Here is a 23,140-nt window from a genome sequence, read left to right on the forward strand (position 1 = left end):
CCTGGGGCAAAAGGCTGGGGATGCGCGGATTATTTCATCGGCCGCCCGGCCGTGTGCGGGGTGGGGGTTCAGGGTTTTCAGGCGGCCGGCGGGGTGCCGAGGCGGGCGCTGCGCAGGCCCAGGTGGTGCATGGCCTCGCGCAGCACCAGCAGCGCGGCGGCGAAGCCGGCGTCGTCGGGCACGCCGGCCCGTGCGGCGGGCCGGCCCAGCGCCAGGTCGGCCAGGCGGGCGAAGGCGGTTTCGACGGTGTCGATGTCCAGCACGTCGCCGGCGGCGCCGATGCCCGCCGCCAGCGCGCCGGTGCCGGCGCCCAGCCACAGGTCGGCCGGGCGGGGCAGCCGGGCCGCCAGCGGCATCACGGCGTCCTCCACCGTCTCGATGGCCGCCTCCAGCGCCAGGGGGCTGGCAGGGCGGCCGAAGCGGTGCTGCCGCGCCAGCCGGTCGGGGCCGATGGGCAGCACGCGCGCCTGCTCCTTGCCCTGCGCGTCGCGCCAGCGCAGGGTGGCGTCGTCGGGCGACAGGTCCAGGATGACGGGCGTGGCGTTCATGCCGGAGAAGGCGCCCACTGGCCGCCGCTGCAGCGTTCGATACCGGCCAGGTCGCGGCGCGACTGCACCTGCGCGAAGCCGGCCCGGGCCAGCAGGCTGCGCACCGCGCCGGCCTGGTCGTGGCCGTGCTCCAGCAGCAGCCAGCTGCCATCGGCCAGATGCGCCGGCGCGCCGGCCACGATGCGGCGGATGTCGTCCAGCCCGTCCGCGCCGCTGACCAGCGCCGAGGCGGGCTCGTGGCGCAGCGCCGGCAGGTGCGGGTCGCCCTCGGCGATGTAGGGCGGGTTGCTCACGATCAGGTCGTGGCCGGCCGCTGCGCCGGCCAGCCAGTCGGCCTGCCGGAAGCGCACCGGCAGGCCCAGCCGGGCGGCGTTGGCGCGGGCCACGGCCAGGGCGTCCGCGCTGGCGTCCACCGCCTCCACCCGCGCCTCGGGCCGGGCCTGCTGCACGGCCAGGGCGATGGCGCCGCTGCCGGTGCCCAGGTCCAGCACGCGCGGTGCCGCGCGGCCGGCCAGGCACTCCAGCGCCCAGTCGACGATCGTCTCGGTGTCGGGGCGGGGCACCAGCACGCGCGGGTCCACCGCCAGCGCGAGGCCGCGGAATTCCTTTTCGCCGAGCAGATAGGCGACCGGCTCGCCGGCGGCGCGGCGCGCGGCGAGGGCGCCGAAGGCGGCCCAGGCGGGCGCGGGCAGGGCGTCGCGGTCGTGGGCGAGCAGCCAGGCGCGGTCATCGGCCGGGCGGCCCAGGGCGTGCAGCAGCAGCATCTGCGCGTCGAGCCGGTCCAGGCCCAGGGCGCGCGCGGCCTGCAGCGCCTGCGCCAGGTCGGCCGGCGCGGCGCCGCGGGTCACGCCGACGCCTCCAGCTCGGCCAGCTGCTCGGCCTCGCGCGCGGCGCGCAGGGCGGACACCACCTCGGCCAGGTCGCCTTCCATGATCGCCGCCAGCCTGTACAGCGTCAGGTTGATCCGGTGGTCGGTGAGCCGCCCCTGCGGGAAGTTGTAGGTGCGGATGCGGTCGCTGCGGTCGCCGCTGCCGATCAGGCCCTTGCGGGTGGCGGCCTCTTTCGCGGCACGCTCGCTGCGCTCCTTCTCCTGCAGGCGGGCCTGCAGCACGCGCAGGGCCTGGGCCTTGTTGGCGTGCTGGCTGCGGCCGTCCTGGCACTCGGCGACGATGCCGGTCGGCAGGTGCACCACGCGCACGGCCGAGTCGGTCTTGTTGATGTGCTGGCCGCCGGCGCCGCTGGCGCGGAAGGTGTCGATGCGCAGCTCGGCCGGGTTGAGGGTGATGGCCTCGGCCTCGTCGGGCTCGGGCATCACGGCCACGGTGGCGGCGCTGGTGTGGATGCGGCCCTGCGTCTCGGTGGCCGGCACGCGCTGCACGCGGTGGCCGCCGGACTCGAAGCGCAGTTGGCCGTACACGCCGTCGCCCTCCACGCGCAGCACCAGCTCCTTGTAGCCGCCGATCTCGCTCTCGCTGGCGCTCATCACCTCGACCTTCCAGCCCCGGCCGGCGGCGTAGCGGGTGTACATGCGCGCCAGGTCGCCGGCGAACAGGGCCGACTCGTCGCCGCCGGTGCCGGCGCGGATCTCGACGAAGGCGTTGCGCTCGTCGTCGGGGTCCTTGGGCAGCAGCAGGCGCTGGAGCTCGTCCTCCAGCTGCGCCAGCTCGGCCTCGGCGCCGTCGATCTCCTCGCGCGCCATCTCGGCCATGTCCGGGTCGCCGAGCATCTCCTGGGCCGCGGCCAGGTCGGCCTCGCGCTGCTGGTAGCGCGCCCAGCGGCCGGCGACGGCGCTCACCTCGGCGTGCTCCTTCGCCAGCGGCCGGTACTTGGCCATGTCGCCCATGACGTCCTCGCGCGAGAGCAGGAAGTCCAGTTCCGCCAGGCGCTGGGCCTGGCGTTCGAGTTGGTGGCGGAGGAAGTCTTTCAAGGGGAGGCGGGCCAGAAGGGGAAGGTGGGCAGGCCGGTGCGGCTGCCAGGCTGTGCGGCCGCATGCTGCGGCCGCTGCGCGCGAGGGCGCCGCTAACGTTCCTTGCGCAGGAACAGGCGCGAGACGGCGGCGGCGGTCTGCTGGCGCGCTTCGGCGTCGCCGGCATGCAGCTCGGCCAGGGCGCCGTGCAGCAGCTTCTGCGTCAGGCCGCGCGAGAGGGCTTCCAGCACGGCATCGACGTCGTCGCCGCGCGCCAGAAGCTTGCGGGCGCGCGCCAGCTCGGCCTGCCGCCACTCGTCGGTCTGGGCCTGCAGCTGCTGGATCAGCGGCACGTTGGCGCGCTGGTCCATCCAGTGCATGAAGCTGCGCACGCCGGCGTCGATGATGGTCTCGGCCTGCGCCACCGCGGCCTGGCGGCTGGCCTCGCCCTGGCGCACCACGTGGGCCAGGTCGTCCACGGTGTAGAGGTAGATGTCTTCCAGCTGCCGCACTTCCGGCTCGATGTCGCGCGGCACCGCCAGGTCGACCATGAACATGGGCCGGTGCCGGCGCGCCTTGAGCGCCCGCTCCACCGCGCCCAGGCCGATCAGCGGCAGGGTGCTGGCGGTGCAGCTGATGACGATGTCGAACTCGGCCAGGCGCCCGGGCAGGTCGGCCAGGCGCATCGCCTCGCCGCCGAAGCGGCCGGCCAGGCTCTCGCCGCGCTCCAGCGTGCGGTTGGCGATGGCGATCTTCTTCGGCGCCCGGGCGGCGAAGTGCGTCACCGCCAGGTCGATCATCTCGCCGGCGCCGACGAACAGCACGCGGGTCTCGCGCAGGTCTTCGAAGAGCTGGCTGGCCAGGCGCACGGCGGCGGCGGCCATGCTGATGGAGTGGGCGCCGATCTCGGTGGTGGTGCGCACCTCCTTGGCGACGGCGAAGCTGCGCTGGAAGAGCTGGTTGAGCGTGGTGCCCAGCGCGCCGGCCGTCTCGGCAGCGCGCACCGCGTCCTTCATCTGGCCGAGGATCTGGGCCTCGCCCAGCACCATCGAGTCCAGCCCGGCGGCGACGCGGAAGGCATGGCGCGCGGCCTGGTCGTCCGACAGGGTGTAGGCGTGCGAGCGCAGCAGGGCCGGCGAGACGCCGCCGCTCTCGGCCAGCCAGCCGACGGTGTGCTCCAGCGCCGGGTGTTCGGCCGCGCAGTAGATCTCGGTGCGGTTGCAGGTGGAGAGGATGGCGGCCTCCACCGGCGGGTGGCCCTGGCTGCCCACGGTGCGGCGCAGGCTCTGCAGCGTGGGGGCGATCTGGTCGAGGGCGAACGCGAAACGACCGCGCAGATCGAGCGGCGCGGTCGTGTGGTTCAAGCCGAGGGCCCAGACTGCCATGGGCCCCGATTATAAAATTTGCACTCGCTATCGCGCCGCGCGCCGCAGCAAGACCCCGGCTATCACGGCGATCGGCCTGGGCACATTGCCCCATGACCTTCCTGGCCCTGCTCAATCACCTGCTGAATTTCGCGCTGCCCGCCCTGGCGGTGGCGCTGGTGCTGGCGCTGGCGGCCCGGCTGTTCATGAAGCGGGGCGCGGGCGCGCCCGGGCTGGCCACGCAGGTGGCGATCACCTTCGCCGCCGGCACCGTGGTCCTGCTGGCGGGGCTGGCGCTGACCGGCCGCGACGGCCGCATCGGCACCTATGCGGCGCTGGTGGCGGTGAGCGGCACGGTGCAGTGGTGGCTCATCCGCGGCTGGCGGCGCTGATCCGGTGCGCCGGCCTCCGGCTCATCCGCCCGGAGGCGCGGGTGCAGGTGCCGGCGCGGCCGGCGGCGGCGGCACTGCCATGGTCAGGGTGGGCGCGGCCAGCGGCAAATCGGCCTGCCGCAGCGCATCCAGGATCGAGAACAGCAGGTCGCTGCGCACGCCGCCCGCCTGCCGCGGGCTGGCGACGTAGGCGATCGCCTGGAAGATCAGCTGCCCGTTCTCGATGCCCTCCAGCGTGAGCGAGGGCGCGGGCGCGGCCAGCACGGCCGGGTGGGCCTGGCAGGCCGCCAGCATCAGCTCGCGCACCCGCTGCGCGTCGCTGGTCAGCGGCATGGGCAGGCGGATCAGCACGCGGCCCTCGGCGTTGGCCAGCGTCATGTTGCGCACGGTCTTGGTGATGAACTCCGAGTTGGGCACGATCAGCGTGGAGCGGTCGCCCAGCTGGATCTCGGTGGCGCGCACGTTGATGCGCTTGACGTCGCCCTCGGTCGTGCCCAGCACCACCCAGTCGCCCACCTTCACCGGCCGTTCGGCCAGCAGGATCAGCCCCGAGATGAAGTTCTGCACGATCGCCTGCAGCCCGAAGCCGATGCCCACCGACAGCGCGCTGGCGATCCAGGCGATGCGGTTGACGCCGATGCCCAGGGCCGACAGCGCGAAGGCCACCACCACGATGCCGCCCACGTAGCCCAGCAGCGTGGCGATGGAGCTGCGCATGCCCGGCTCCAGCGAGGTGGTGGGGAAGTAGTGCTGCTGCAGCCAGTGGCGCAGCACCCGCAGCGCGACGAAGCCGACCACCAGCACCGACACCGCGCTCAGCAGCGCGGCCGGCACGATCTCGAACTCGCCCACCTTCAGCCCGGTGCCCAATTGGCTGCTGCGCTGCACGACCTCGCCAGGCCCGGTGCCCAGCGGCGCCACCAGCGTCACCACCATGTAGAAGAACAGGGCCAGCCGCAGCAGGCCCGAGAGCAGCACCGCCGCCTGGTCCAGCGTGGAGGCCGAGAAGCCGAAGCCGCCCGCCAGCCGCTGCCCCGAGGCGCTGCGCGAGCCCAGCAGCGCCATGCACAGGTCGTCGGCGAACTTGAACAGCACGTAGAACGCGCAGGCGACGATGCCGGTCCAGGTCAGCTGGCTGGCGATGGTGCTGGCCAGCGCGACGTAGCCCAGCCCCACCAGCACGACGATGGCCACCAGCGCCAGCGCCACCAGCGCGCGCAGGGTGCCCACCCACAGCGGCCGGGCCGCGGCGGCGGCCTGGGCGTCGCCGTCCGCAGCGGGCCCGCCGCGCGGCGGGCGCAGGCGCATCAGCATGGCGGCGATCAGCGCGCTCAGCGCCAGCGCGGCGGCCACGTGCGTGGCCACCACGGCGGCGTAGCTGGCGTCCACCAGGGCGTTGATCTGCGTCGGCACCCACACCAGCACGCCGACCAGGGCCGTCAGCGCCGGAAAGGCGCGCAGCCGGCGCGCCATCGGGTCGGCGATCGGCGGCAGCCGCCAGGAAGGCCGCGCGTTGGCCAGCAGCGCCCGCCCCAGGCTGACGACGAAGGTGATGAACAGCAGCGCGCCCTGCGCCAGGCGGGCCAGCTTGCGCGTCAGCTCGCCCATCATGTCGTGCGCCTCGAAGACGGCCAGCAGCCCGCGGAAGGCCAGCGCCACCACCAGCAGGTTGGCCGTGACGACGGCGATCACCAGCAGCGAGCGCCGCAGCCGCCCGCCCGGCAGCACCCGCTGGGCCAGCGCCACCAGGCCGCGCTCGACCAGCACGTTGCCCAGGGTGACGGTCAGCGCCGCCAGCAGCAGCGCCCACAGCACCGGGGCGCGGTGCTCGTCCTGGCCGGCGACGGCGGCTGCGGCCTGCAGCTCGTCGGCCAGCGGCTGCAGGCGGCGCAGGTCCTGCGGCCGGGCCTCGGCGATGTCGGCCCAGAACTCCTGCGTCAGCGGCGAGGCGGCGCGTTCCGTCAGCTGCGCCTCGAAGTCCTGCCGCCGCCGGGCCAGCAGTTCGTTGGCGCGCTGCTGGGCATCGACCATCACCAGCTTGGCCAGGCGGATGTCGGCGTCCACCGAGTTGCGCTCGCGCGTGAGGGCGGCCCGCTGGCGGGTGATGTCCGGGTCTTCGCCGACGCCGGCGGCCGGCGGGTTGCCCAGCTCGCCCAGGCGCGCGTTGAGGTCGTTCAGGCGGCCGGTGCGCTGGGCGACGAACTTCTGCGCGCCGGTGGCGATGGCGTCGACCTCCCGCACCAGGCGGCGCGCCTCCTCGCCGGTGTCGGCCGAGGTCGGCAGGCGGTCGAGCTGGGCGCGCAGCTCGGCGACGTCCGGCGCCGCCTCCGCGGCGGGCGCCTGGCTCTGGGCGTGCGCGGGCAGGGCGCCCGGCCCGGCGTGCAGCAGCACGGCGAGCACGAGCGCCAGGGCGGCGCCGAGGCGGGTATTCCAGCTCATGCGGCCCATCATAGAAAAGCGGGCGCGGCGGCCCGGTCGCGCCGGCGCGTCAGTCCTGGGGCGCGAAGAGATCTACCCGGTCGGTGATGATGCCGTCGGTGCCCAGGTCGATCAGGCGCCGGGCGGCCCATTCGTCGTTGACCGTGTAGCTCAGTTGCCGCAGGCCGGCGGCGCGGGCGGCGCCGACGCTGGCGGCGTCCCACAGGGCGTGGTTGCATACCACGGCCGCGCAGCCCAGCGACTTCGCCTCGTCGAGCCAGCTTTCGCGCAGCGTGTCGAGCAGCAGGCCGCGCGGCAGATGCGGGGCGACCTCCCGGGCCGTGGCCAGCGCGTCGGGCTTGAAGGAGGTGAGCAGCGGCGGCACCGGCGCGCCGGCCCACAGATGCCCGGCCTCGCGCGCCACCGCGGCGCCGGTCTCGCGCTCGGTGCCGGGGGTGGGCTTGATCTCGATGTTCAGCAGGTGGCCGTTGGCCAGGCAGAAGCGCGCCAGCGCGGCCAGCGTGGGCAGCGGCTCGCCGGCGTAGCGGCGCGAGTGCCAGCCGCCGGCGTCGCGCTGCGACAGCTCGGACCAGGGCTGCTCGCCGCCGATGCCGGTGCCGTCGGTGGTGCGGTCCAGCGCCGCGTCGTGCATCAGGAACACGATGCCGTCGCGGCTGAGCTTGGCATCGCACTCGAACATGCGGTAGCCGTGCTCCGCGCCCAGGCGGAAGGCGGCGAGCGTGTTCTCGGGCGCGAGCCGCCCGGCGCCGCGGTGGGCGATCCAGCGGGGGTAGGGCCAGGAGGGCAGCGGGTGGCTCATTCCGCCCGCTTGCCGGAGCCGGCGTCGAACCAGTGCAGCTTGTCCTTGCGTGCCGACATGCGCACCGTGTCGCCGACCTTGGGCGCGAACTGGCCCTCGTCGACGCGGGCGATGATCTGCTCGTCGCCGATGCGGCCGTAGACCAGGCGCTCCGCGCCCAGCAGCTCGACCTGCTCCACGTTCACGCTCCAGCCGTCGGCCTCGCCCACCACGATGTGCTCGGGCCGGATGCCCAGGATCTGCCCGCTGCGCACGCCGGGCGCCGCCTTGAGCAGGTTCATCGGCGGCGAGCCGATGAAGCTGGCGACGAAGGTGGTGGCGGGCCGGTTGTAGACCTCCTCGGGCGTGCCGAACTGGTCCATCACGCCGGCGTTCATCACGATGATGCGCTGGGCCAGCGTCATCGCCTCCACCTGGTCGTGCGTGACGAACAGCGAGGTGATGCCCAGCTCGCGGTGCAGCTTCTGGATCTCCAGGCGGGTCTGGGCGCGCAGCTTGGCGTCCAGGTTGGACAGCGGCTCGTCGAACAGGAACACTTGCGGCTGGCGCACGATGGCGCGGCCCATGGCCACGCGCTGGCGCTGGCCGCCCGAGAGTTCGCGCGGCTTGCGCTCCAGCAGGTGCGACAGCTCCAGGATCTTGGCCGCCTTGTCCACCCGCGCCTTGATCTCGGCCTTGGGCACGCCCTGGATCTTGAGCCCGTACGCCATGTTGTCGTAGTTGCTCATGTGCGGGTAGAGCGCGTAGTTCTGGAACACCATCGCGATGTCGCGCTGCGCGGGTTCCACGTCGTTGACCACGCGGCTGCCGATGGCGATCTCGCCGGCGGAGATTTCCTCCAGGCCGGCGACCATGCGCAGCAGCGTGGACTTGCCGCAGCCCGAGGGGCCGACGATGACGACGAATTCGCCGTCCTTGATCTCCGCGGAGACGCCGTGGATGACCTGGTTGGCCTTCGCGCCCTTGCCGTAGCGCTTGATGACGTTGCGAAACGAAATGCCGGACATGCTGTGTGCTCTTGTGTTCTCGCGTTTACTTCTCGGTGTCCACCAGGCCCTTGACGAACCAGCGCTGCATCAGCACCACCACGATGGCTGGAGGCACCAGCGCCAGGATGGCGGTGGCCATCACCAGGTTCCAGTCCACCGCCGCGTCGCCCGAGGCGATCATGCGCTTGATGCCGATCACCACCGGGTACATGTCCTCGCTGGTGGTGGCCAGCAGCGGCCACAGGTACTGGTTCCAGCCGTAGATGAACTGGATCACGAACAGCGCCGCGATCGAGGTCTGCGACAGCGGCACCAGCACGTCCTTGAAGAAGCGCATGGGGCCCGCGCCGTCGATGCGCGCCGCCTCCACCAGCTCGTCCGGCACCGACAGGAAGAACTGCCGGAACAGGAAGGTGGCGGTGGCCGAGGCGATCAGCGGGATCGTCAGGCCCGCGTAGGTGTTGAGCATGTTCAGGTCGGCCAGCACCTTGTAGGTGGGCAGGATGCGCACCTCCACCGGCAGCATCAGCGTCACGAAGATCAGCCAGAACACGATCTTCTTGAACGGGAAGCGGAAGTAGACGATGGCGAAGGCCGACAGCAGCGAGATGGCGATCTTGCCGACCGCGATCACCATCGCGGTGACGAAGCTGATCCACATCATGCGGCCGACCACCACGCGCGCGCCCTGGGTGTCGGCGCCGGTCAGCGCGGCGGTGTAGTTCTCGACCATGTGGGCGCCCGGCACCAGCGGCATGGGCACGCGCAGGATCTCGTCGCGCGTGTGGGTGGAGGCGACGAAGGCCAGGTAGATCGGGAAGGCGATCAGCAGGATGCCCAGGATAAGCACCAGGTGCGAAACGAAAGTCAGGCCGGGGCGGCGTTCAACCATGGGCGAGCCTCCGGGCGAGGGTGGGGCGGGGCATCAGTACTGGACCTTCTTTTCGACATAGCGGAACTGGATCACCGTGAGCGCGATGACGATGACCATCAGCACCACCGACTGCGCGGCCGAGCCGCCCAGGTCCAGCGCCCGGAAGCCGTCGTGCCACACCTTGTAGACCAGGATCGCGGTGTCGCGGCCCGGGCCGCCCTCGGTCGTGGCGTGCACGATGGCGAAGGTGTCGAAGAAGGCGTAGACCACGTTCATCACCAGAAGGAAGAAGGTGGTGGGCGACAGCAGCGGGAACTGGATGCTGAAGAAGCGCCGCAGCGGCCCGGCGCCGTCGATGGCGGCGGCCTCGATCAGCGCCTTGGGAATGGACTGCAGGCCGGCCAGGAAGAACAGGAAGTTGTAGGAGATCTGCTTCCACACGGCCGCCACCACGATCAGCGTGAGCGCCTGGCCGGAGTTGAGCAGGTGGTTCCAGTCGAAGCCCGTCTGGCGCAGCCAGTAGGTCACCACGCCGATGCTGGGCGAGAACATGAAGATCCACAGCACCCCCGCGATGGCCGGCGCCACGGCGTACGGGATGATCAGGAAGGTCTTGTAGAACAGGGCACCGCGCAGGATGCGGTCTGCGAAGACGGCCAGCACCATCGACAGCGCGATGCCGCTGACCGCGACCAGCACCGAGAAGATGGCCGTGATCTTGAACGAGTCGATGTAGGCCGGGTCTTCGAACAGCGTCTGGAAGTTGTCCAGGCCGACGAAGGTGGTGGAGGTGCCGAAGGCATCCTCGGCCTGCACCGACTGCAGGATGGCCTGGCTGGCGGGCCAGAAGAAGAAGACCAGGATCACCGCCATCTGCGGTGCGATCAGCAGCCAGGGCAGCCAGGCGGATCGGAAGAGAACGCGTTTTTCCATGAAGCCTCTGGAAACGAAAACGCCCGCGCGGCATCTTTGCGGGCGTGCGAGTCTACTGCGACGACGCACTCCCTCCCCCGCCTGGCGGGGGAGGGCAGGGAGGGGGTGCTCCAGTGCCGCCGCAGGCGAACAAGGGCTTTCAGCCCTTGTTCGCCTTCTGGAAGCGTTCGAGCTGTTCGTTGCCGCGCTTGACGGCCGCGTCCAGCGCCTGCTTGGGCGTGGCCTTGCCGGACCAGATCTGCTCCGTCTCCTCGTCGATGATGGTGCGGATCTGCACGAAGTTGCCCAGGCGGATGCCGCGCGACTTGTCGGTGGTCTTGCGGATCATCTGCGTCACGGCCACGTCGGTGCCCGGCTTCTCCTTGTAGAAGCCCGACTCCTCCGTCAGCTTGTAGGCGGCCATGGTGATGGGCAGGTAGCCGGTGCGCTTGTGGCTCTCGGACTGCACCTTGGCGTCGGACAGGAAGTCGAAGAACTGCGCCACGCCCTTGTAGTGGTCGGCCGGCTTGCCGGACATCACCCACAGGCTGGCGCCGCCGATCACGGTGTTCTGCGGCGCGCCCTTCACGTCGGGGTAGTAGGGCAGCGTGGAGATGCCGTAGGCGAACTTGGCGTCCTTGGACACGCGCGCGTACAGGCCCGAGGAGCCGGTCATCATCGCGCACTCGCCGGAGGGGAAGGAGGCGTCGGCGGCATTGCCGCGGCCCTTGTAGACGAAGGTGCCGTCCTTGGCCATCTTCGCCAGGTTCTCGAAGTGCTTGAGCTGCAGCGGCGAGTTGAAGATCAGCCGCGTCTTGGTGCCGCCGAAGCCGTTGTTCTCGGTGGCGAACAGGGTGTTGTGCCAGGCCGAGAAGCTCTCCAGCTGCGTCCAGCTCATCCAGCTGGTGGTGAAGGGGCACTTGTGGCCCGAGGCCTTGAGCTTGTCGGCCGCGGCGAACACTTCGGGCCAGGTGGTGGGCGCCTTGTCGGGATCGAGGCCGGCGGCCTTGAAGGCGTCCTTGTTGTAGTAGAAGATGGTGGTCGAGCTGTTGAGCGGGTAGCTCAGCATCTGGCCGTTGGGCGCCGTGTAGTAGCCGGCCACGGCGGGCACGTAGGCGTTCTGGTCGAACTTGACGCCGCCCTGCTTCATCACCTCGGCCACCGGCTTGATGGCGCCCTTGGAGGCCATCATGGTGGCGGTGCCGACCTCGAAGACCTGCAGGATGTCCGGCGCATTGCCGGCGCGGAAGGCGGCGATGGCCGCGGTCATCGACTCGTCGTAGCCGCCCTTGTAAGTAGGTACTACCTTGTAGTCCTTCTGGCTCTCGTTGAACTGCTTGGCGAGGTCGCCGACCCATTCGCCGAGCGGGCCGCTCATCGAGTGCCACCACTGGATCTCGGTCTGTGCCTGGGCCGGGACGGCGAAGGCGGCAGCCAGCGCAGCGGCGCCGGCAAGCATGTTGAATCGCATGCAAAAACTCCTGCTGGAAATAACAAAGCCGCGCATGCTATGGCCTTTTCGTGACAGCGCGGCGGCGATCGTTTGTCGCACGGCACGCGGCCGGCCGCGTAGCGGGGAAACCCTTTTCCGGCAACGGCCCGCGCAAGACCGCACTGCCAGTGTGCTGCGGTGCAGCATGCTAGGCTGCAGGCCCTTTTTTCCGACCCTTCCCACCACCCGCCGCGCCATGACGACCAAGACCTCCCTGGACAAGAGCAAGATCAAGTTCCTGCTGCTGGAGGGCATCCATCCTTCCGGCGTGGAGCTCATCCGGGCGGCGGGCTACAGCCAGGTCGAGGTGCTCTCGGGTGCGCTCGACGCAGAGGAGCTCAAGGCCCGGGTGGCCGACGTGCATTTCCTGGGCATCCGCTCGCGCACGCAGCTCACGCCCGAGATCTTCGCGGCGGCCCGCAGGCTGGTGGCGGTGGGCGCCTTCTGCATCGGCACCAACCAGATCGACCTGGGCGCGGCGCTCGAGCACGGCGTGGCGGTGTTCAACGCGCCGTACTCCAACACCCGCTCGGTGGCCGAGCTGGTGCTGGCCGAGGCCATCCTGCTGCTGCGCGGCGTACCCGAGAAGAACGCCGTGGCCCACCGCGGCGGCTGGCTCAAGAGCGCCGAGAACGCCTTCGAGATCCGCGGCAAGACGCTGGGCATCGTCGGATACGGCTCCATCGGCGCGCAGCTGTCGGTGCTGGCCGAGGCGCTGGGCATGCACGTGGTCTTCTACGACGTGGTGACCAGGCTGCCGCTGGGCAACGCGCAGCAGGTGCGCAGCCTGAACGAGCTGCTGGGCACGGCCGACATCGTGAGCCTGCACGTGCCGCAGCTGCCCTCGACGCAGTGGATGATCGGCGAGGCGCAGATCGCGGCCATGAAGCCGGGCGCCATCCTCATCAACGCCTCGCGCGGCACAGTGGTGGAGATCGAGCCGCTGGCAGCCGCCATCCGGGCGAAGAAGCTGCTGGGCGCGGCGGTCGATGTGTTCCCGGTCGAGCCCAAGAGCAACAAGGACGAATTCGTCTCGCCCCTGCGCGGGCTGGACAACGTGATCCTCACGCCGCACATCGGCGGCTCGACGATGGAGGCGCAGGCCAACATCGGCGTGGAGGTGGCCGAGAAGCTGGTCAAGTACAGCGACAACGGCACCACCACCAGCAGCGTCAACTTCCCCGAGGTGGCACTGCCGGCCCACCCCGGCAAGCACCGCCTGCTGCACGTGCACCGCAACGTGCCGGGCGTGCTGTCGGCCGTCAACGGCGTGTTCGCCGAGACCGGCATCAACATCTCGGCGCAGTACCTGCAGACCAACGAGAAGGTGGGCTACGTGGTGACCGACATCGACGCCGGCTCCTCCGAGGCGGCGCTGGAGAAGCTGACGCAGGTGCCGGGGACGATCCGCAGCTGGGTGCTGTTCTAGCCGGGCCGGCCGGGCGTCCGTCAGCGCCCGCCGCACAGCCAGGCGGCGGCCTGCAGCGCCACCGCCAGGTCGGCCCCCATGTAGCTGCGCAGCACGAGCGCGGCGGCGCACGCAGCCAGCAGCGCCGGGGCCAGCCGGCGCCTCATGCGGGCTGCGCTCCGGTTGCCGCGCGGGTCTCCCGCACGGGCAGGTGCGCCAGTGCCGACACCACCCCCAGCGCGCAGGCCAGCCCCCACACCAGGCCGTAGCTGCCCGTGGCATCGAACACCAGCCCGCCCAGCCACACGCCCAGGAAGCTGCCGATCTGGTGCGACAGGAACACGAAGCCGAACAGCGTGGTCGCGTAGCGCTGGCCGAACAGCTGCGCCAGCAGGCTGGTGGTCAGCGGCACCGTGCCCAGCCACAGGAAGCCCATCGCCAGGGCAAAGGTGTACACCGACGCGGCCGAGACGGGCAGGCTGGCGAAAAGCGCGATGACCACCGTGCGCCCGGCGTACAGGGCCGTCAGCAGCCACTTGCGCGGCCAGCGCGCGCTCCAGGCGCCGAACAGGTAGGTGCCCGCGATGTTGGCCAGCGCCACCAGCCCGAGCGCCGTGGCCGCCACCTGGGCATTCAGGCCCCGGCCGGCCAGGAAGGCGGGCAGGTGCGTGGCGATGAAGGCCAGGTGGAAGCCGCAGGACAGGAAGCCCAGCGCCACCAGCCAGAAGTCGCGGTCGGCGAAGGCGCCACGCAGCGCCGTGCGCAGCGTCGGCGCGGCGGCCGCCGGCGCCGGTGCGTCCCGGCCCGGCGACGGCGCACGGGTGCGGCCGGCACCCACGGCCAGCGGCAGCATGGCGGCGGCGAGCACCGAGGCCGCCAGCAGCGCGGCGGCCCAGCCCAGCGCGTCGATCAGCCCCTGGTTCAGCGGCAGCATCACGAACTGCCCCGCGCCGCCCAGCGCGCCGACCAGCCCCAGCGCGCGCGGGCGCTGCGCGTCGCTCACCGCCTGGCCGGCAGCGCCGTACACGATGCCGAAGCCGGTGCCGCTCAGGCCCAGGCCCACCAGCAGCCCCGCCGTGGCGGCGAAGGCCCAGCCGGTGTGCGACCAGGGCATCAGCGCCAGCCCGGCCACGTACAGCAGCGCCCCGCCGGCCAGCACGCGGCGCGGCCCGTACTGGTCGGCCAGCATGCCGCTGAAGGGCTGCGCCAGGCCCCACACCAGGTTCTGCAGCGCGATGGCCAGGGAGAAGGTCGCCCGGTCCCAGCCGAAGGCGGCGCTCACCGGCAGCACGTACAGGCCGAAGGCGTGGCGCTGCCCCAGGCTGAGGAACAGGATGAGGCCGGCGCAGGCGACGGCGATCGCGGCGGCGCGGCTTGCGCTCGGCCTTTCGGGGGCGGGATGATGCGGGGTCTTCATGGGTCCTGCCGATTCTGGGAAGCGCCGCCGCTGCGTGGCCGGAGAAATCGGAAGGCCTGCCATTCCTCTGCCGCATGACCCTGCAACCCGACCCGGCCGCCACCCTGCTGCGCAACCTCTCGCTCGACGCGCTGCGCGGCTTCGAGAGCGCGGCCAGGCACCTGAGCTTCACCGCCGCGGCGGAGGAGCTGAGCCTCACCCAGTCGGCGGTGAGCAAGCAGGTCAAGGCGCTGGAGGAGGCGCTGCGGCAGGACCTGTTCGTGCGCGGCGCCCGCGGCCTGCGCCTGACCGGCGCCGGGGCGCTGCTGCTCGAAGGCGTGGGCGATGCGCTGGGAAGGCTGGCCTCGACGGTGGCCCGGCTGCAGCGCGCCGACGGCGCGGTCCGTGCACGCCTGGCGGTGACCACCTCGCCTTCCTTCGCGAGCCTCTGGCTGGTGCCCCGGCTGGCCGGCTTCCAGTCGCTGCACCCGGAGGTGGACGTGCACGTCGACAGCTCGCAGCAGAACCTGCCGCTGGAGCGGGCCGACGTGGACGTCGCGATCCGCCTCACCCGCGCGGAAGACCTGCCGTCCGACGCCGATGCCGCCCGGCCGCTGCTGCGCCAGCGCGCCATGCTCGTGGCCGCCCCCGAGGTGGCGGCGCGGGTGCGCACGGCGGCCGACCTGGCGGGCCAGACGCTGCTGGTCTTCAGCCTGCCCGGCGAGCGCTTCGCCCAGTTGTCATGGGCGCGCTGGCACGAGCGGCTGGGCCTGGCGCCCTCGGCGGCGCAGCCGCGCTTCCACTTCTCGCAGTACGACGACCTGCTGCGCGCCTGCGCGCAGGGCATGGGCGTGGCCATCGGGCTGACGCCGCTGGTGCTGCCCCGGCTGCGCGGCGGCGAACTGGCGGTGGTGCTGCCGGCGCATGCGGTGGACGGGCCGTTCTACCGCCTGCTGGTGGCCCCGCAGCGCGCGGCGCGCCCCGAGGTGCGCGCCTTCTGCGACTGGCTGCAGCGGGCGCTGGCCGACGATGCGCCGCGCTGACCTGTCGCGGGCAAGTATCCCCGCAGCCCCGCGAACGGCGGGCCGCGAATAAAATCCCTCCCCCGGTTGGAGGGCGCGTTGCGCCCCGCCGTGGCGCCTCCCCCGATGAATGCCCCGACCGCGCTGACCGCGTTGCTGTCGCAGGCCGCCGAGCCGGCGCGCCTGCGCGAGATTCCGTACAACTACACCAGCTTCTCCGACCGCGAGATCGTCATCCGCCTGCTGGGCGGCCGGGGCTGGGAACTGCTGCAGAGCCTGCGCCAGGAGCGCCGCACCGGCCGTTCTGCCCGCATGCTGTACGAGGTGCTGGGCGACATCTGGGTGGTGCAGCGCAACCCCTACCTGATCGACGACCTGCTGGACAACCCGCGCCGCCGCGGGCAGCTTGTCGAGGCCCTGCGCCACCGGCTGGCCGAGGTGCAGAAGCGCCGCACGCCACAGGACGACCCGCAGCGCGACGCGCTGGTGGGCGAGCTGTGCGCCCTGGCCCAGGCCGCGGTGGAGGCCTTCGGCCGCTCCTTCGACGAGATCGCCGCGCTGCGCCGCCAGGCACGCAAGGTGCTGGGGCGCCTGACCGCCAGGGACAACATCAAGTTCGACGGCCTGTCGCGCGTGTCGCACGTCACCGACGCCACCGACTGGCGGGTGGAGTACCCCTTCGTCGTGCTCACGCCCGACACCGAGGCCGAGATGGCGAAGCTGGTGGCCGGCTGCTTCGAGCTGGGCCTGACCATCATCCCGCGCGGCGGCGGTACCGGCTACACCGGCGGCGCCATCCCGCTGACGTGGAAGAGCGCGGTCATCAACACCGAGAAGCTGGAGGCGATGACCGAGGTGGAGATGGTCGAGCTGCCCGGCCTGGAGGGCCGTCAGGTGCCGACCATCTGGACCGAGGCCGGCGTCGTCACCCAGCGCGTGGCCGACGCGGCCGAGCGCGCGGGCTACGTCTTCGCGGTCGACCCGACCTCGGCCGAGGCCTCCTGCGTGGGCGGCAACGTGGCGATGAACGCGGGGGGCAAGAAGGCCGTGCTGTGGGGCACGGCGCTGGACAACCTCGCTTCCTGGCGCATGGTCACGCCGCAGGCCGAGTGGCTGGAGGTCACGCGCATCGGCCACAACCTGGGCAAGATCCACGACGCCGAGAGCGCCGATTTCGAGCTGACGTACTTCGCCGCGGACGGCAAGACGAAGCTGCGCGGCGAACGGCTCACGATCCCCGGCCGCACCTTCCGCAAGGAAGGGCTGGGCAAGGACGTCACGGACAAGTTCCTCTCCGGCCTGCCCGGCGTGCAGAAGGAGGGCTGCGACGGCCTGATCACGAGCTGCCGCTGGGTGGTGCACCGCATGCCGGCGCACACCCGCACCGTGTGTCTGGAGTTCTTCGGCCACGCCAAGGACGCGGTGCCCAGCATCGTCGAGATCAAGGAGTTCATGTTCGCCGAGCAGAAGCGCAGCGGCGTGCTCCTGGCCGGCCTCGAACACCTGGACGACCGCTACCTCAAGGCGGTGGGCTACGCCACCAAGAGCAAGAAGCACGGCGGCCTGCCCAAGATGGTGCTGTTCGGCGACATCGCCGGCGACGACGCCGACGCGGTGGCGCGTGTCACGTCGGAAGTGGTGCGCATCGCCAACTCGCGCTCGGGCGAGGGTTTCATCGCCATCAGCCCCGAGGCGCGCAAGAAGTTCTGGCTCGACCGCAAGCGCACGGCGGCCATCAGCCGCCACACCAACGCCTTCAAGATCAACGAGGACGTGGTGATCCCGCTGCCGCGTATGGCCGAGTACACCGACGGCATCGAGCGCATCAACATCGAGCTCTCCCTGCGCAACAAGATCCGCCTGGCGCACGAGCTGGAGGCGTTCCTCTCGCGCGGCAGCCTGCCGCTGGGCAAGAGCGACGACGCGCACGAGATCCCGGCGGCCGAGCTGCTCGAAGGCCGCGTGCAGCAGGCCATCGCCCTGGTGCGCGAGGTGCGCTCGCGCTGGGCGAGCTGGCTGGGCGACGCGGACGCACTCTTCCCGCGGCTGCAGAGCCACGAGCTGCGCGCGAGCTGGAAGACCGAGCTGAAGGCGCCGCTGGCGCGCATCTTCTCGGGCGGCGAGTTCGCCCTCATCCTGGCCGAGTGCGACGTCATCCACAAGCGCGTGCTCAAGGGCCGCGTGTGGGTGGCGCTGCACATGCACGCCGGCGACGGCAACGTGCACACCAACATCCCCGTCAACAGCGACGACTACGAGATGCTGCAGACCGCGCACGAGGCGGTGGCGCGCATCATGACGCTGGCGCGCAGCCTCGACGGCGTGATCTCCGGCGAGCACGGCATCGGCATCACCAAGCTGGAGTTCCTGAGCGACGCGGAGCTGGCGCCCTTCGCGCGCTACAAGCAGCAGGTCGATCCGGAAGGCCGCTTCAACAGGGGCAAGCTGCTGCGCGACGGCTCCCATCCGCTGCACGCGGACCTGACCAGCGCCTACACGCCCAGCTTCGGCCTGATGGGGCATGAGTCGCTGATCATGCAGCAGAGCGACATCGGCGCCATCGCCGACTCGGTCAAGGACTGCCTGCGCTGCGGCAAGTGCAAGCCGGTGTGCGCCACCCACGTGCCGCGCGCCAACCTGCTGTATTCCCCGCGCAACAAGATCCTCGCCACCTCGCTGCTGGTGGAGGCCTTCCTGTACGAGGAGCAGACGCGCCGCGGCATCAGCATCAAGCACTGGGAGGAGTTCGAGGACGTGGCCGACCACTGCACGGTGTGCCACAAGTGCCTCACGCCCTGCCCGGTGAAGATCGACTTCGGCGACGTGTCGATGAACATGCGCAACCTGCTGCGCAAGATGGGGCAGAAGAGCTTCCGGCCCGGCAACGCGGCGGCGATGTTCTTCCTCAACGCGACCAACCCGGCCACCATCAAGGCGGTGCGCGCCGGCATGGTGGGGGTGGGCTTCAAGGCCCAGCGCCTGGCCAGCGACCTGCTGCGCGCGGCGGCGAGGAAGCAGACCGCCCATCCGCCGGCCACGCTCGGCCCCGCGCCGCTCAAGGAACAGGTCATCCACTTCATCAACAAGAAGATGCCCGGCGGCCTGCCCAAGCGCACCGCGCGAGCGCTGCTGGACATCGAGGACGCCGACTACGTCCCGATCATCCGCAATCCGAAGGCCACCACGGCCGAGACCGAGGCGGTCTTCTACTTCCCCGGCTGCGGCTCGGAGCGGCTGTTCTCGCAGGTCGGCCTGGCGACGCAGGCGATGCTCTGGCATGCGGGCGTGCAGACGGTGCTGCCGCCCGGCTACCTGTGCTGCGGCTACCCGCAGCGCGGCGGCGGCCAGTTCGACAAGGCCGAGCAGATGATCACCGACAACCGGGTGCTGTTCCACCGCGTGGCCAACACGCTGAACTACCTGGACATCAAGACGGTGGTGGTCAGCTGCGGCACCTGCTACGACCAGCTCCAGGGCTACCAGTTCGACAAGATCTTCCCCGGCTGCCGCATCGTGGACATCCACGAGTACCTGCTGGAAAAGGGCATCCGCCTGGAGGCCAACGCGGCTGCCTACCTCTACCACGACCCCTGCCACACGCCGCTCAAGCAGCAGGACCCGATGAAGACCGTCAAGGCGCTGGTCGGCGAGCGCGTGCTCAAGAGCGAGCGCTGCTGCGGCGAGTCGGGCACGCTGGGCGTGACGCGGCCCGACATCTCGACGCAGATCCGCTTCCGCAAGGAGGAGGAGTTGAGGAAGGGCGAGGCGGCGCTCAAGGCCCAGGGTGCCGTCGGCGAGAAGGGCAACGTGAAGATCCTGACGAGCTGCCCGAGCTGCCTGCAGGGCCTCTCGCGCTACGGCAACGACCTGAGCAACGGCCTGCTCGAAGCCGACTACATCGTGGTCGAGATGGCCCGCCAGATCCTCGGCGAAGACTGGATGCCCCGCTACGTCGAGGTCGCCAACCAGGGTGGCATCGAAAGGGTGCTCGTATGACGAACCACTTCACGACCACATGCTCGCTGTGCGAGGGCGCCGGCGGGCGCGTGGTGTACGAGTCGCCGGCCTTCCGGGTGATCCAGGCCGAGGAGGCGGGCTTCCCGGCCTTCTACCGCGTCGTGTGGTCGGACCACGTGGCCGAGTTCTCCGACCTCTCGGGGGCCGAGCGCGCGCAGTGCATGGCGGCCGTCGCGGCGGTCGAGGAGGCCCTGCGCGACGTGCTGGCGCCCACCAAGGTCAACCTGGCGGCGCTGGGCAACCAGGTGCCGCACCTGCACTGGCACGTCATCGCCCGCTTCGACTGGGACAGCCACTTCCCCGGCCCGGTGTGGGCCGGCGCCCGGCAGGACCGCAGCACCGCCCACGAGGCCGAACTGCTGCTGAAGCTGCCGGCGGTGGATGCGGCCATCACGGCGAAGCTGAAGGCGCTGGACGCGGCCTGAGCGTGCCGGGCGCCAGGCTCAGCGCGTGGCCGCGCGCTGCGGCCGGTCGGCGCACAGTTGCCTGAAGGCCGTGTCCTGGCGCAACTGGATGCGGAACCGGTTCGCTTCCGGCGTGCCGGGCGTGCAGACCTTCTCGAGTTCCTGGCGGGCGCCGCGATGGCCGGCGCTGGCGGCGTGGGCCAGCAGGCGCACGGCCTCGAAGGGCAGGGTGCCTGCGGATGACGGTGCCGCCGGTGCTGCAGCCGCGCCGGCCCGTGCGGGCGGTGCCGGGTCCAGCACGCGGCCGGGCCCCGGACCCGTGCCGATGCGCTCCACCGCGGTGAAATCGCCGGTGCGGCCGGCGCGCTCGACCATCCGTCGGTAGGCGTCCATCATGGCCGAGGTGTCCTTCGGGGTCAGCTCCCTGGCCGGCCGCGCGAGGTAGGCCGCCACCTCGGGCGGCAGGGCAGCGTTGACCGCGCTCAGCTCGCCGCCGGCCTTCAGGCCGGTGCGCGCCGCGTCGTCGGCCAGCCCGCCGGCGGCCGAGGCCGCGCCGCGGCCGGCCAGTTCGGCCGCGCCTTCTCCGCCGGCCACGCCCACCGCCGCGCCCTTGCCCGCGGTGCCCGCCGCCTTGCCGGCGCCGCCGGCTGCCTTGCCGATCTTCGCCAGCGCGCCCCAGAGCGCGTGGCCGGGCTGGGGCGCCAGCGCCAGGGCGGTGACGAGCGCACAGGCAGGCAGCGCGGAGAACCGGGGCGTGCGTCGGGAAGCGGGCATCCGGTGATCATAGGAACGCAGCCGCGCCGGCCCGGGCCGCATGCGCATGAAGGTCTTCGCGGGCGCGGCATACTGCGCAGCCCGCGCACTTTCCGCTTCGACGCCGAGATCCCATGGCTGGCCTGCGACCCGAGACCCCGACCCCCGTGTCCATCACCCTGCACGGCGCCTCGCGCGTGCTGGAGGTGGGCTTTTCCGACGGCGCCGTGTTCCGCATCCCCTTCGAGCTGATGCGCGTGTACTCGCCCTCGGCCGAGGTGCAGGGCCACGGGCCCGGCCAGGAGGTGCTGCAGACGGGCAAGCGCGAAGTGCAGATCGTCGACCTGCAGCCGGTGGGCAACTACGCGGTGCAGCCGGTCTTCAGCGACGGGCACGAGAGCGGCATCTATTCGTGGGACCTGCTGTACGAACTCGGCGCGAAGCAGGACGAACTCTGGGCCGCCTACGCGCGCCGCCTGGCCGAAGCGGGCATCGACCGCGATGCGCCGATGCCGTCCAAGGCGGGCCACGGCTGCGGCCACAACTAACATTGCCTCCATGAGCACCACCCACTTCGGCTTCGAATCCGTCGACGAGAACGACAAGGCGCGCCGCGTGCGCGGCGTGTTCGATTCGGTCGCCCCGCGCTACGACCTGATGAACGACCTCATGTCGATGGGCCTGCACCGCGCATGGAAGGCCTACACCGTCATGGTCGCCAACGTGCGCGAGGGCTCGAAGGTGCTCGACATCGCCGGCGGCACCGGCGACCTGGCGCTGGCCTTCGCGAAGAAGGTGGGCGCCAGCGGCCAGGTGGTGCACACGGACATCAACGAGGCCATGCTGCGCACCGGCCGCGACCGCCTGCTCGACGCCGGCGTGGTGCTGCCCACCGTGGTGTGCGACGCCGAGAAGCTGCCCTTCGCCGACCACCATTTCGACGTCGTCACGGTGGCCTTCGGCCTGCGCAACATGACGCACAAGGACGCGGCGCTCAAGGAGATGAACCGCGTGCTGCGGCCCCGCGGCAAGCTGCTGGTGCTGGAGTTCTCCCGCGTGGCCCAGCCGCTGCGCAAGGCCTACGACTGGTACTCCTTCAACATCCTGCCGCGGCTGGGCCAGGCCATCGCGGGCGATGCCGACAGCTACCGCTACCTGGCCGAGTCGATCCGGATGCATCCGGGCCAGGAGGAACTCAAGACCCTCATGCGGGAGGGCGGTTTCGGACATGTGGACTATCACAATTTGACGGGGGGAATCGTCGCGCTTCATGTTGGAATCAAGTGTTGAAGCCATGATCAGATCCGTCAGAGGAGACGAACGATGAAGCGAAATATCTGGGCCGTGCTGCTCGTGTGTGCATCGGTGACGCTGGTGAGCCTGGACGCCGATGCGCGGCGCATCGGCGGCGGCAAGTCCTTCGGCCGCCAGTCGAACAACGTGACGCAGCGTGAGGCCGCCACGCCGAACACGCCGGCGGCGCCGGCGCAGAACGCCGCGCCCGGCAGCGGCGCCACGAACAGCGCCGCCAGCAATGCGGCTGCACGCCCCGGCGCGGCCGCGGCCGGCGCCGCGCAGGCGGCCAAGCGTCCGTGGGCCGGCATCCTCGGCGGCATCGCCGCCGGCCTGGGCCTGGCCTGGCTGGCCAACGCGCTGGGCCTGGGCCCGGCCTTCGCCAACATCCTGCTGATCGCCCTGCTGGCGATGGCCGGCCTGGCCCTGTGGCGCATGTTCGCCGCTCGCGGCAACCTGGCGATGCAGGGCGCCGGCGGCCCGGCCGGCGCACGCCTGCCGCGGCAGTACAGCCCGCGCAACGTCGGCAACGACGCGTCGGCCCGCCCCTGGGAGCACCAGGGCGCGGCCTTCGACGGCAGCGCGCCGGCCTCGTCCGGCACGGCGCTGGGCGGCAGCGGCGGCGGCGTGTCCATCGGCTCGGCGTTGTCGGGCGCGCAGGGCTGGGGCGTGCCGGCCGGCTTCGACGCCGACGGTTTCCTGGCCGCCGCCAAGCGCAACTTCGTGACCCTGCAGGACGCCTGGGACCGCGCCGACGTGCGCACCCTGCGCTCGATGATGACCGACGGCATGGTCGAGGAGTGACCTTGCCCCTGTTCCGTGTAGTTCTTAACCCACGATTCACGCGGCCTTTTTGCGCTGTGCCTCGTACCAGCGCTGCTCATACTGCATCGGGCTGAGGTAGCCCAGCGACGAATGCAGCCTGCGGTGATTGTAGAAAGCCATCCAGTCCATCACCGCCTGCCTGGCCTGCTCACGGGTGGCGAATTTGTGGCCATGCACGCTGGCCGTTTTCAACCGTCCCCAGAAGCTTTCCGTTGGAGCGTTATCCCAACAGTTGCCCTTCCTGCTCATCGATGACCGCATGCCCCAGCCCTTCATAGCCTCCTGGACCTCGTGGCTGCAATACTGG

General features: G+C 71.3%; 21 protein-coding genes and 1 pseudogene. 8 read left to right on the forward strand and 14 right to left on the reverse strand.

Going from position 1 to position 23,140, the window contains the following annotated elements; translation table 11 throughout:
- Positions 1-77: 77 nt before the first annotated feature.
- The 4 genes from Q392_RS31345 to hemA all read right to left on the reverse strand — a co-directional run bounded on the left by Q392_RS31345 (position 78) and on the right by hemA (position 3,839).
- Entirely contained in the window at positions 78-548 is a 471-nt protein-coding gene (locus Q392_RS31345) for a hypothetical protein (protein WP_157008019.1), read from the reverse strand.
- The gene (prmC, locus tag Q392_RS15820; protein ID WP_038209711.1) at positions 545-1,396 is read right to left on the reverse strand and encodes a peptide chain release factor N(5)-glutamine methyltransferase; all 852 of its coding nucleotides are present in this window, start codon (positions 1,394-1,396) and stop codon (positions 545-547) included. The genes Q392_RS31345 and prmC overlap by 4 nt, the downstream gene beginning before the upstream one ends.
- Complete coding sequence (gene prfA / locus Q392_RS15825) at positions 1,393-2,475, reverse strand: peptide chain release factor 1 (protein WP_038209713.1); 1,083 nt, start codon at positions 2,473-2,475, stop codon at positions 1,393-1,395. The genes prmC and prfA overlap by 4 nt, the downstream gene beginning before the upstream one ends.
- A 92-nt stretch (positions 2,476-2,567) precedes the next feature.
- On the reverse strand, positions 2,568-3,839 hold the full coding sequence (gene hemA, locus Q392_RS15830) for a glutamyl-tRNA reductase (RefSeq protein ID WP_038209715.1): 1,272 nt from the start codon (positions 3,837-3,839) through the stop codon (positions 2,568-2,570).
- Between the two features lie 92 nt (positions 3,840-3,931).
- Here hemA and Q392_RS15835 point away from each other — a divergent pair, with 92 nt between their 5' ends.
- Positions 3,932-4,210 carry a hypothetical protein gene (locus tag Q392_RS15835; protein ID WP_038209719.1) on the forward strand — a complete coding sequence of 93 codons (279 nt, stop codon included), beginning with the start codon at positions 3,932-3,934 and terminating at the stop codon, positions 4,208-4,210.
- Between the two features lie 21 nt (positions 4,211-4,231).
- Here Q392_RS15835 and Q392_RS15840 read toward each other — a convergent pair whose 3' ends face one another.
- From Q392_RS15840 to ugpB, 6 genes are all read right to left on the reverse strand, one after another.
- Positions 4,232-6,649, reverse strand: coding sequence for a DUF3772 domain-containing protein (locus tag Q392_RS15840; RefSeq protein ID WP_157008021.1), 2,418 nt, complete (start codon positions 6,647-6,649; stop codon positions 4,232-4,234).
- Positions 6,650-6,698: 49 nt separating this feature from the next.
- Positions 6,699-7,448, reverse strand: coding sequence for a glycerophosphodiester phosphodiesterase (gene ugpQ / locus Q392_RS15845; protein WP_038209728.1), 750 nt, complete (start codon positions 7,446-7,448; stop codon positions 6,699-6,701).
- The gene (gene ugpC / locus Q392_RS15850; protein WP_038209731.1) at positions 7,445-8,455 is read right to left on the reverse strand and encodes a sn-glycerol-3-phosphate ABC transporter ATP-binding protein UgpC; all 1,011 of its coding nucleotides are present in this window, start codon (positions 8,453-8,455) and stop codon (positions 7,445-7,447) included. Before ugpC ends, ugpQ begins: the two co-directional genes overlap by 4 nt.
- Before the next feature lie 25 nt (positions 8,456-8,480).
- A complete protein-coding gene (gene ugpE, locus Q392_RS15855; protein WP_038209734.1) occupies positions 8,481-9,329 on the reverse strand; it encodes a sn-glycerol-3-phosphate ABC transporter permease UgpE in 849 nt (282 codons plus the stop codon).
- A gap of 33 nt (positions 9,330-9,362) precedes the next feature.
- Positions 9,363-10,244, reverse strand: a complete 882-nt coding sequence (gene ugpA / locus Q392_RS15860; RefSeq protein WP_038209737.1) for a sn-glycerol-3-phosphate ABC transporter permease UgpA — start codon at positions 10,242-10,244, stop codon at positions 9,363-9,365.
- 139 nt (positions 10,245-10,383) lie between these two features.
- On the reverse strand, positions 10,384-11,694 hold the full coding sequence (gene ugpB / locus Q392_RS15865) for a sn-glycerol-3-phosphate ABC transporter substrate-binding protein UgpB (RefSeq protein WP_038209740.1): 1,311 nt from the start codon (positions 11,692-11,694) through the stop codon (positions 10,384-10,386).
- Between the two features lie 217 nt (positions 11,695-11,911).
- On the opposite strand from ugpB, the gene serA reads away from it, so the two are divergent.
- Positions 11,912-13,144 (forward strand): phosphoglycerate dehydrogenase, encoded by a 1,233-nt coding sequence (serA, locus tag Q392_RS15870; protein WP_038209742.1) that lies wholly within the window; start codon positions 11,912-11,914, stop codon positions 13,142-13,144.
- A gap of 20 nt (positions 13,145-13,164) precedes the next feature.
- On the opposite strand, the gene Q392_RS34055 is transcribed toward serA, so the two are convergent.
- Both Q392_RS34055 and Q392_RS15875 read right to left on the reverse strand, forming a co-directional pair.
- Positions 13,165-13,290, reverse strand: a complete 126-nt coding sequence (locus Q392_RS34055; RefSeq protein WP_281173417.1) for a hypothetical protein — start codon at positions 13,288-13,290, stop codon at positions 13,165-13,167.
- Complete coding sequence (locus tag Q392_RS15875) at positions 13,287-14,540, reverse strand: MFS transporter (protein WP_084217099.1); 1,254 nt, start codon at positions 14,538-14,540, stop codon at positions 13,287-13,289. Before Q392_RS15875 ends, Q392_RS34055 begins: the two co-directional genes overlap by 4 nt.
- 74 nt (positions 14,541-14,614) lie before the next feature.
- Between Q392_RS15875 and Q392_RS15880 the strand changes: the two genes are divergently transcribed.
- From Q392_RS15880 to Q392_RS15890, 3 genes are all read left to right on the forward strand, one after another.
- Positions 14,615-15,562 (forward strand): LysR substrate-binding domain-containing protein, encoded by a 948-nt coding sequence (locus tag Q392_RS15880; RefSeq protein ID WP_038209745.1) that lies wholly within the window; start codon positions 14,615-14,617, stop codon positions 15,560-15,562.
- Between the two features lie 105 nt (positions 15,563-15,667).
- On the forward strand, positions 15,668-19,537 hold the full coding sequence (locus tag Q392_RS15885; RefSeq protein WP_038209746.1) for a DUF3683 domain-containing protein: 3,870 nt from the start codon (positions 15,668-15,670) through the stop codon (positions 19,535-19,537).
- A complete protein-coding gene (locus Q392_RS15890; RefSeq protein WP_038209747.1) occupies positions 19,534-19,983 on the forward strand; it encodes an HIT family protein in 450 nt (149 codons plus the stop codon). Before Q392_RS15885 ends, Q392_RS15890 begins: the two co-directional genes overlap by 4 nt.
- 18 nt (positions 19,984-20,001) lie before the next feature.
- Here the strand turns inward: Q392_RS15890 and Q392_RS15895 are convergent, their stop codons facing one another.
- Positions 20,002-20,736 carry a hypothetical protein gene (locus Q392_RS15895; protein WP_038209749.1) on the reverse strand — a complete coding sequence of 245 codons (735 nt, stop codon included), beginning with the start codon at positions 20,734-20,736 and terminating at the stop codon, positions 20,002-20,004.
- Positions 20,737-20,849: 113 nt separating this feature from the next.
- Here Q392_RS15895 and Q392_RS15900 point away from each other — a divergent pair, with 113 nt between their 5' ends.
- The 3 genes and pseudogenes from Q392_RS15900 to Q392_RS15910 form a co-directional block, all read left to right on the forward strand.
- Positions 20,850-21,263 (forward strand): gamma-butyrobetaine hydroxylase family protein, encoded by a 414-nt coding sequence (locus tag Q392_RS15900; RefSeq protein ID WP_038209750.1) that lies wholly within the window; start codon positions 20,850-20,852, stop codon positions 21,261-21,263.
- Between the two features lie 10 nt (positions 21,264-21,273).
- Positions 21,274-22,005 carry a bifunctional demethylmenaquinone methyltransferase/2-methoxy-6-polyprenyl-1,4-benzoquinol methylase UbiE gene (ubiE, locus tag Q392_RS15905; protein WP_038209753.1) on the forward strand — a complete coding sequence of 244 codons (732 nt, stop codon included), beginning with the start codon at positions 21,274-21,276 and terminating at the stop codon, positions 22,003-22,005.
- A gap of 33 nt (positions 22,006-22,038) precedes the next feature.
- Positions 22,039-22,809, forward strand: a pseudogene (locus tag Q392_RS15910) (TIM44-like domain-containing protein); the annotation flags it as partial.
- A gap of 39 nt (positions 22,810-22,848) precedes the next feature.
- Here Q392_RS15910 and Q392_RS32020 read toward each other — a convergent pair.
- On the reverse strand, positions 22,849-23,140 hold a 292-nt coding region (locus Q392_RS32020; RefSeq protein ID WP_157008023.1), incomplete at its 5' end, for an integrase core domain-containing protein.

Source organism: Xenophilus azovorans DSM 13620, assembly GCF_000745855.1.
GTDB lineage: Bacteria > Pseudomonadota > Gammaproteobacteria > Burkholderiales > Burkholderiaceae_C > Xenophilus > Xenophilus azovorans.

Coding starts and splice junctions, on each gene's coding strand:
- Q392_RS31345 (WP_157008019.1), bottom strand. CDS start 548: ATGAACGCCACGCCCGTCATCCTGGACCTGTCGCCCGACGACGCCACC.
- hemA (WP_038209715.1), bottom strand. CDS start 3,839: ATGGCAGTCTGGGCCCTCGGCTTGAACCACACGACCGCGCCGCTCGAT.
- Q392_RS15835 (WP_038209719.1), top strand. CDS start 3,932: ATGACCTTCCTGGCCCTGCTCAATCACCTGCTGAATTTCGCGCTGCCC.
- Q392_RS15840 (WP_157008021.1), bottom strand. CDS start 6,649: ATGAGCTGGAATACCCGCCTCGGCGCCGCCCTGGCGCTCGTGCTCGCC.
- ugpQ (WP_038209728.1), bottom strand. CDS start 7,448: ATGAGCCACCCGCTGCCCTCCTGGCCCTACCCCCGCTGGATCGCCCAC.
- ugpC (WP_038209731.1), bottom strand. CDS start 8,455: ATGTCCGGCATTTCGTTTCGCAACGTCATCAAGCGCTACGGCAAGGGC.
- ugpE (WP_038209734.1), bottom strand. CDS start 9,329: ATGGTTGAACGCCGCCCCGGCCTGACTTTCGTTTCGCACCTGGTGCTT.
- ugpA (WP_038209737.1), bottom strand. CDS start 10,244: ATGGAAAAACGCGTTCTCTTCCGATCCGCCTGGCTGCCCTGGCTGCTG.
- ugpB (WP_038209740.1), bottom strand. CDS start 11,694: ATGCGATTCAACATGCTTGCCGGCGCCGCTGCGCTGGCTGCCGCCTTC.
- serA (WP_038209742.1), top strand. CDS start 11,912: ATGACGACCAAGACCTCCCTGGACAAGAGCAAGATCAAGTTCCTGCTG.
- Q392_RS34055 (WP_281173417.1), bottom strand. CDS start 13,290: ATGAGGCGCCGGCTGGCCCCGGCGCTGCTGGCTGCGTGCGCCGCCGCG.
- Q392_RS15875 (WP_084217099.1), bottom strand. CDS start 14,540: ATGAAGACCCCGCATCATCCCGCCCCCGAAAGGCCGAGCGCAAGCCGC.
- Q392_RS15880 (WP_038209745.1), top strand. CDS start 14,615: ATGACCCTGCAACCCGACCCGGCCGCCACCCTGCTGCGCAACCTCTCG.
- Q392_RS15885 (WP_038209746.1), top strand. CDS start 15,668: ATGAATGCCCCGACCGCGCTGACCGCGTTGCTGTCGCAGGCCGCCGAG.
- Q392_RS15890 (WP_038209747.1), top strand. CDS start 19,534: ATGACGAACCACTTCACGACCACATGCTCGCTGTGCGAGGGCGCCGGC.
- Q392_RS15895 (WP_038209749.1), bottom strand. CDS start 20,736: ATGCCCGCTTCCCGACGCACGCCCCGGTTCTCCGCGCTGCCTGCCTGT.
- Q392_RS15900 (WP_038209750.1), top strand. CDS start 20,850: ATGGCTGGCCTGCGACCCGAGACCCCGACCCCCGTGTCCATCACCCTG.
- ubiE (WP_038209753.1), top strand. CDS start 21,274: ATGAGCACCACCCACTTCGGCTTCGAATCCGTCGACGAGAACGACAAG.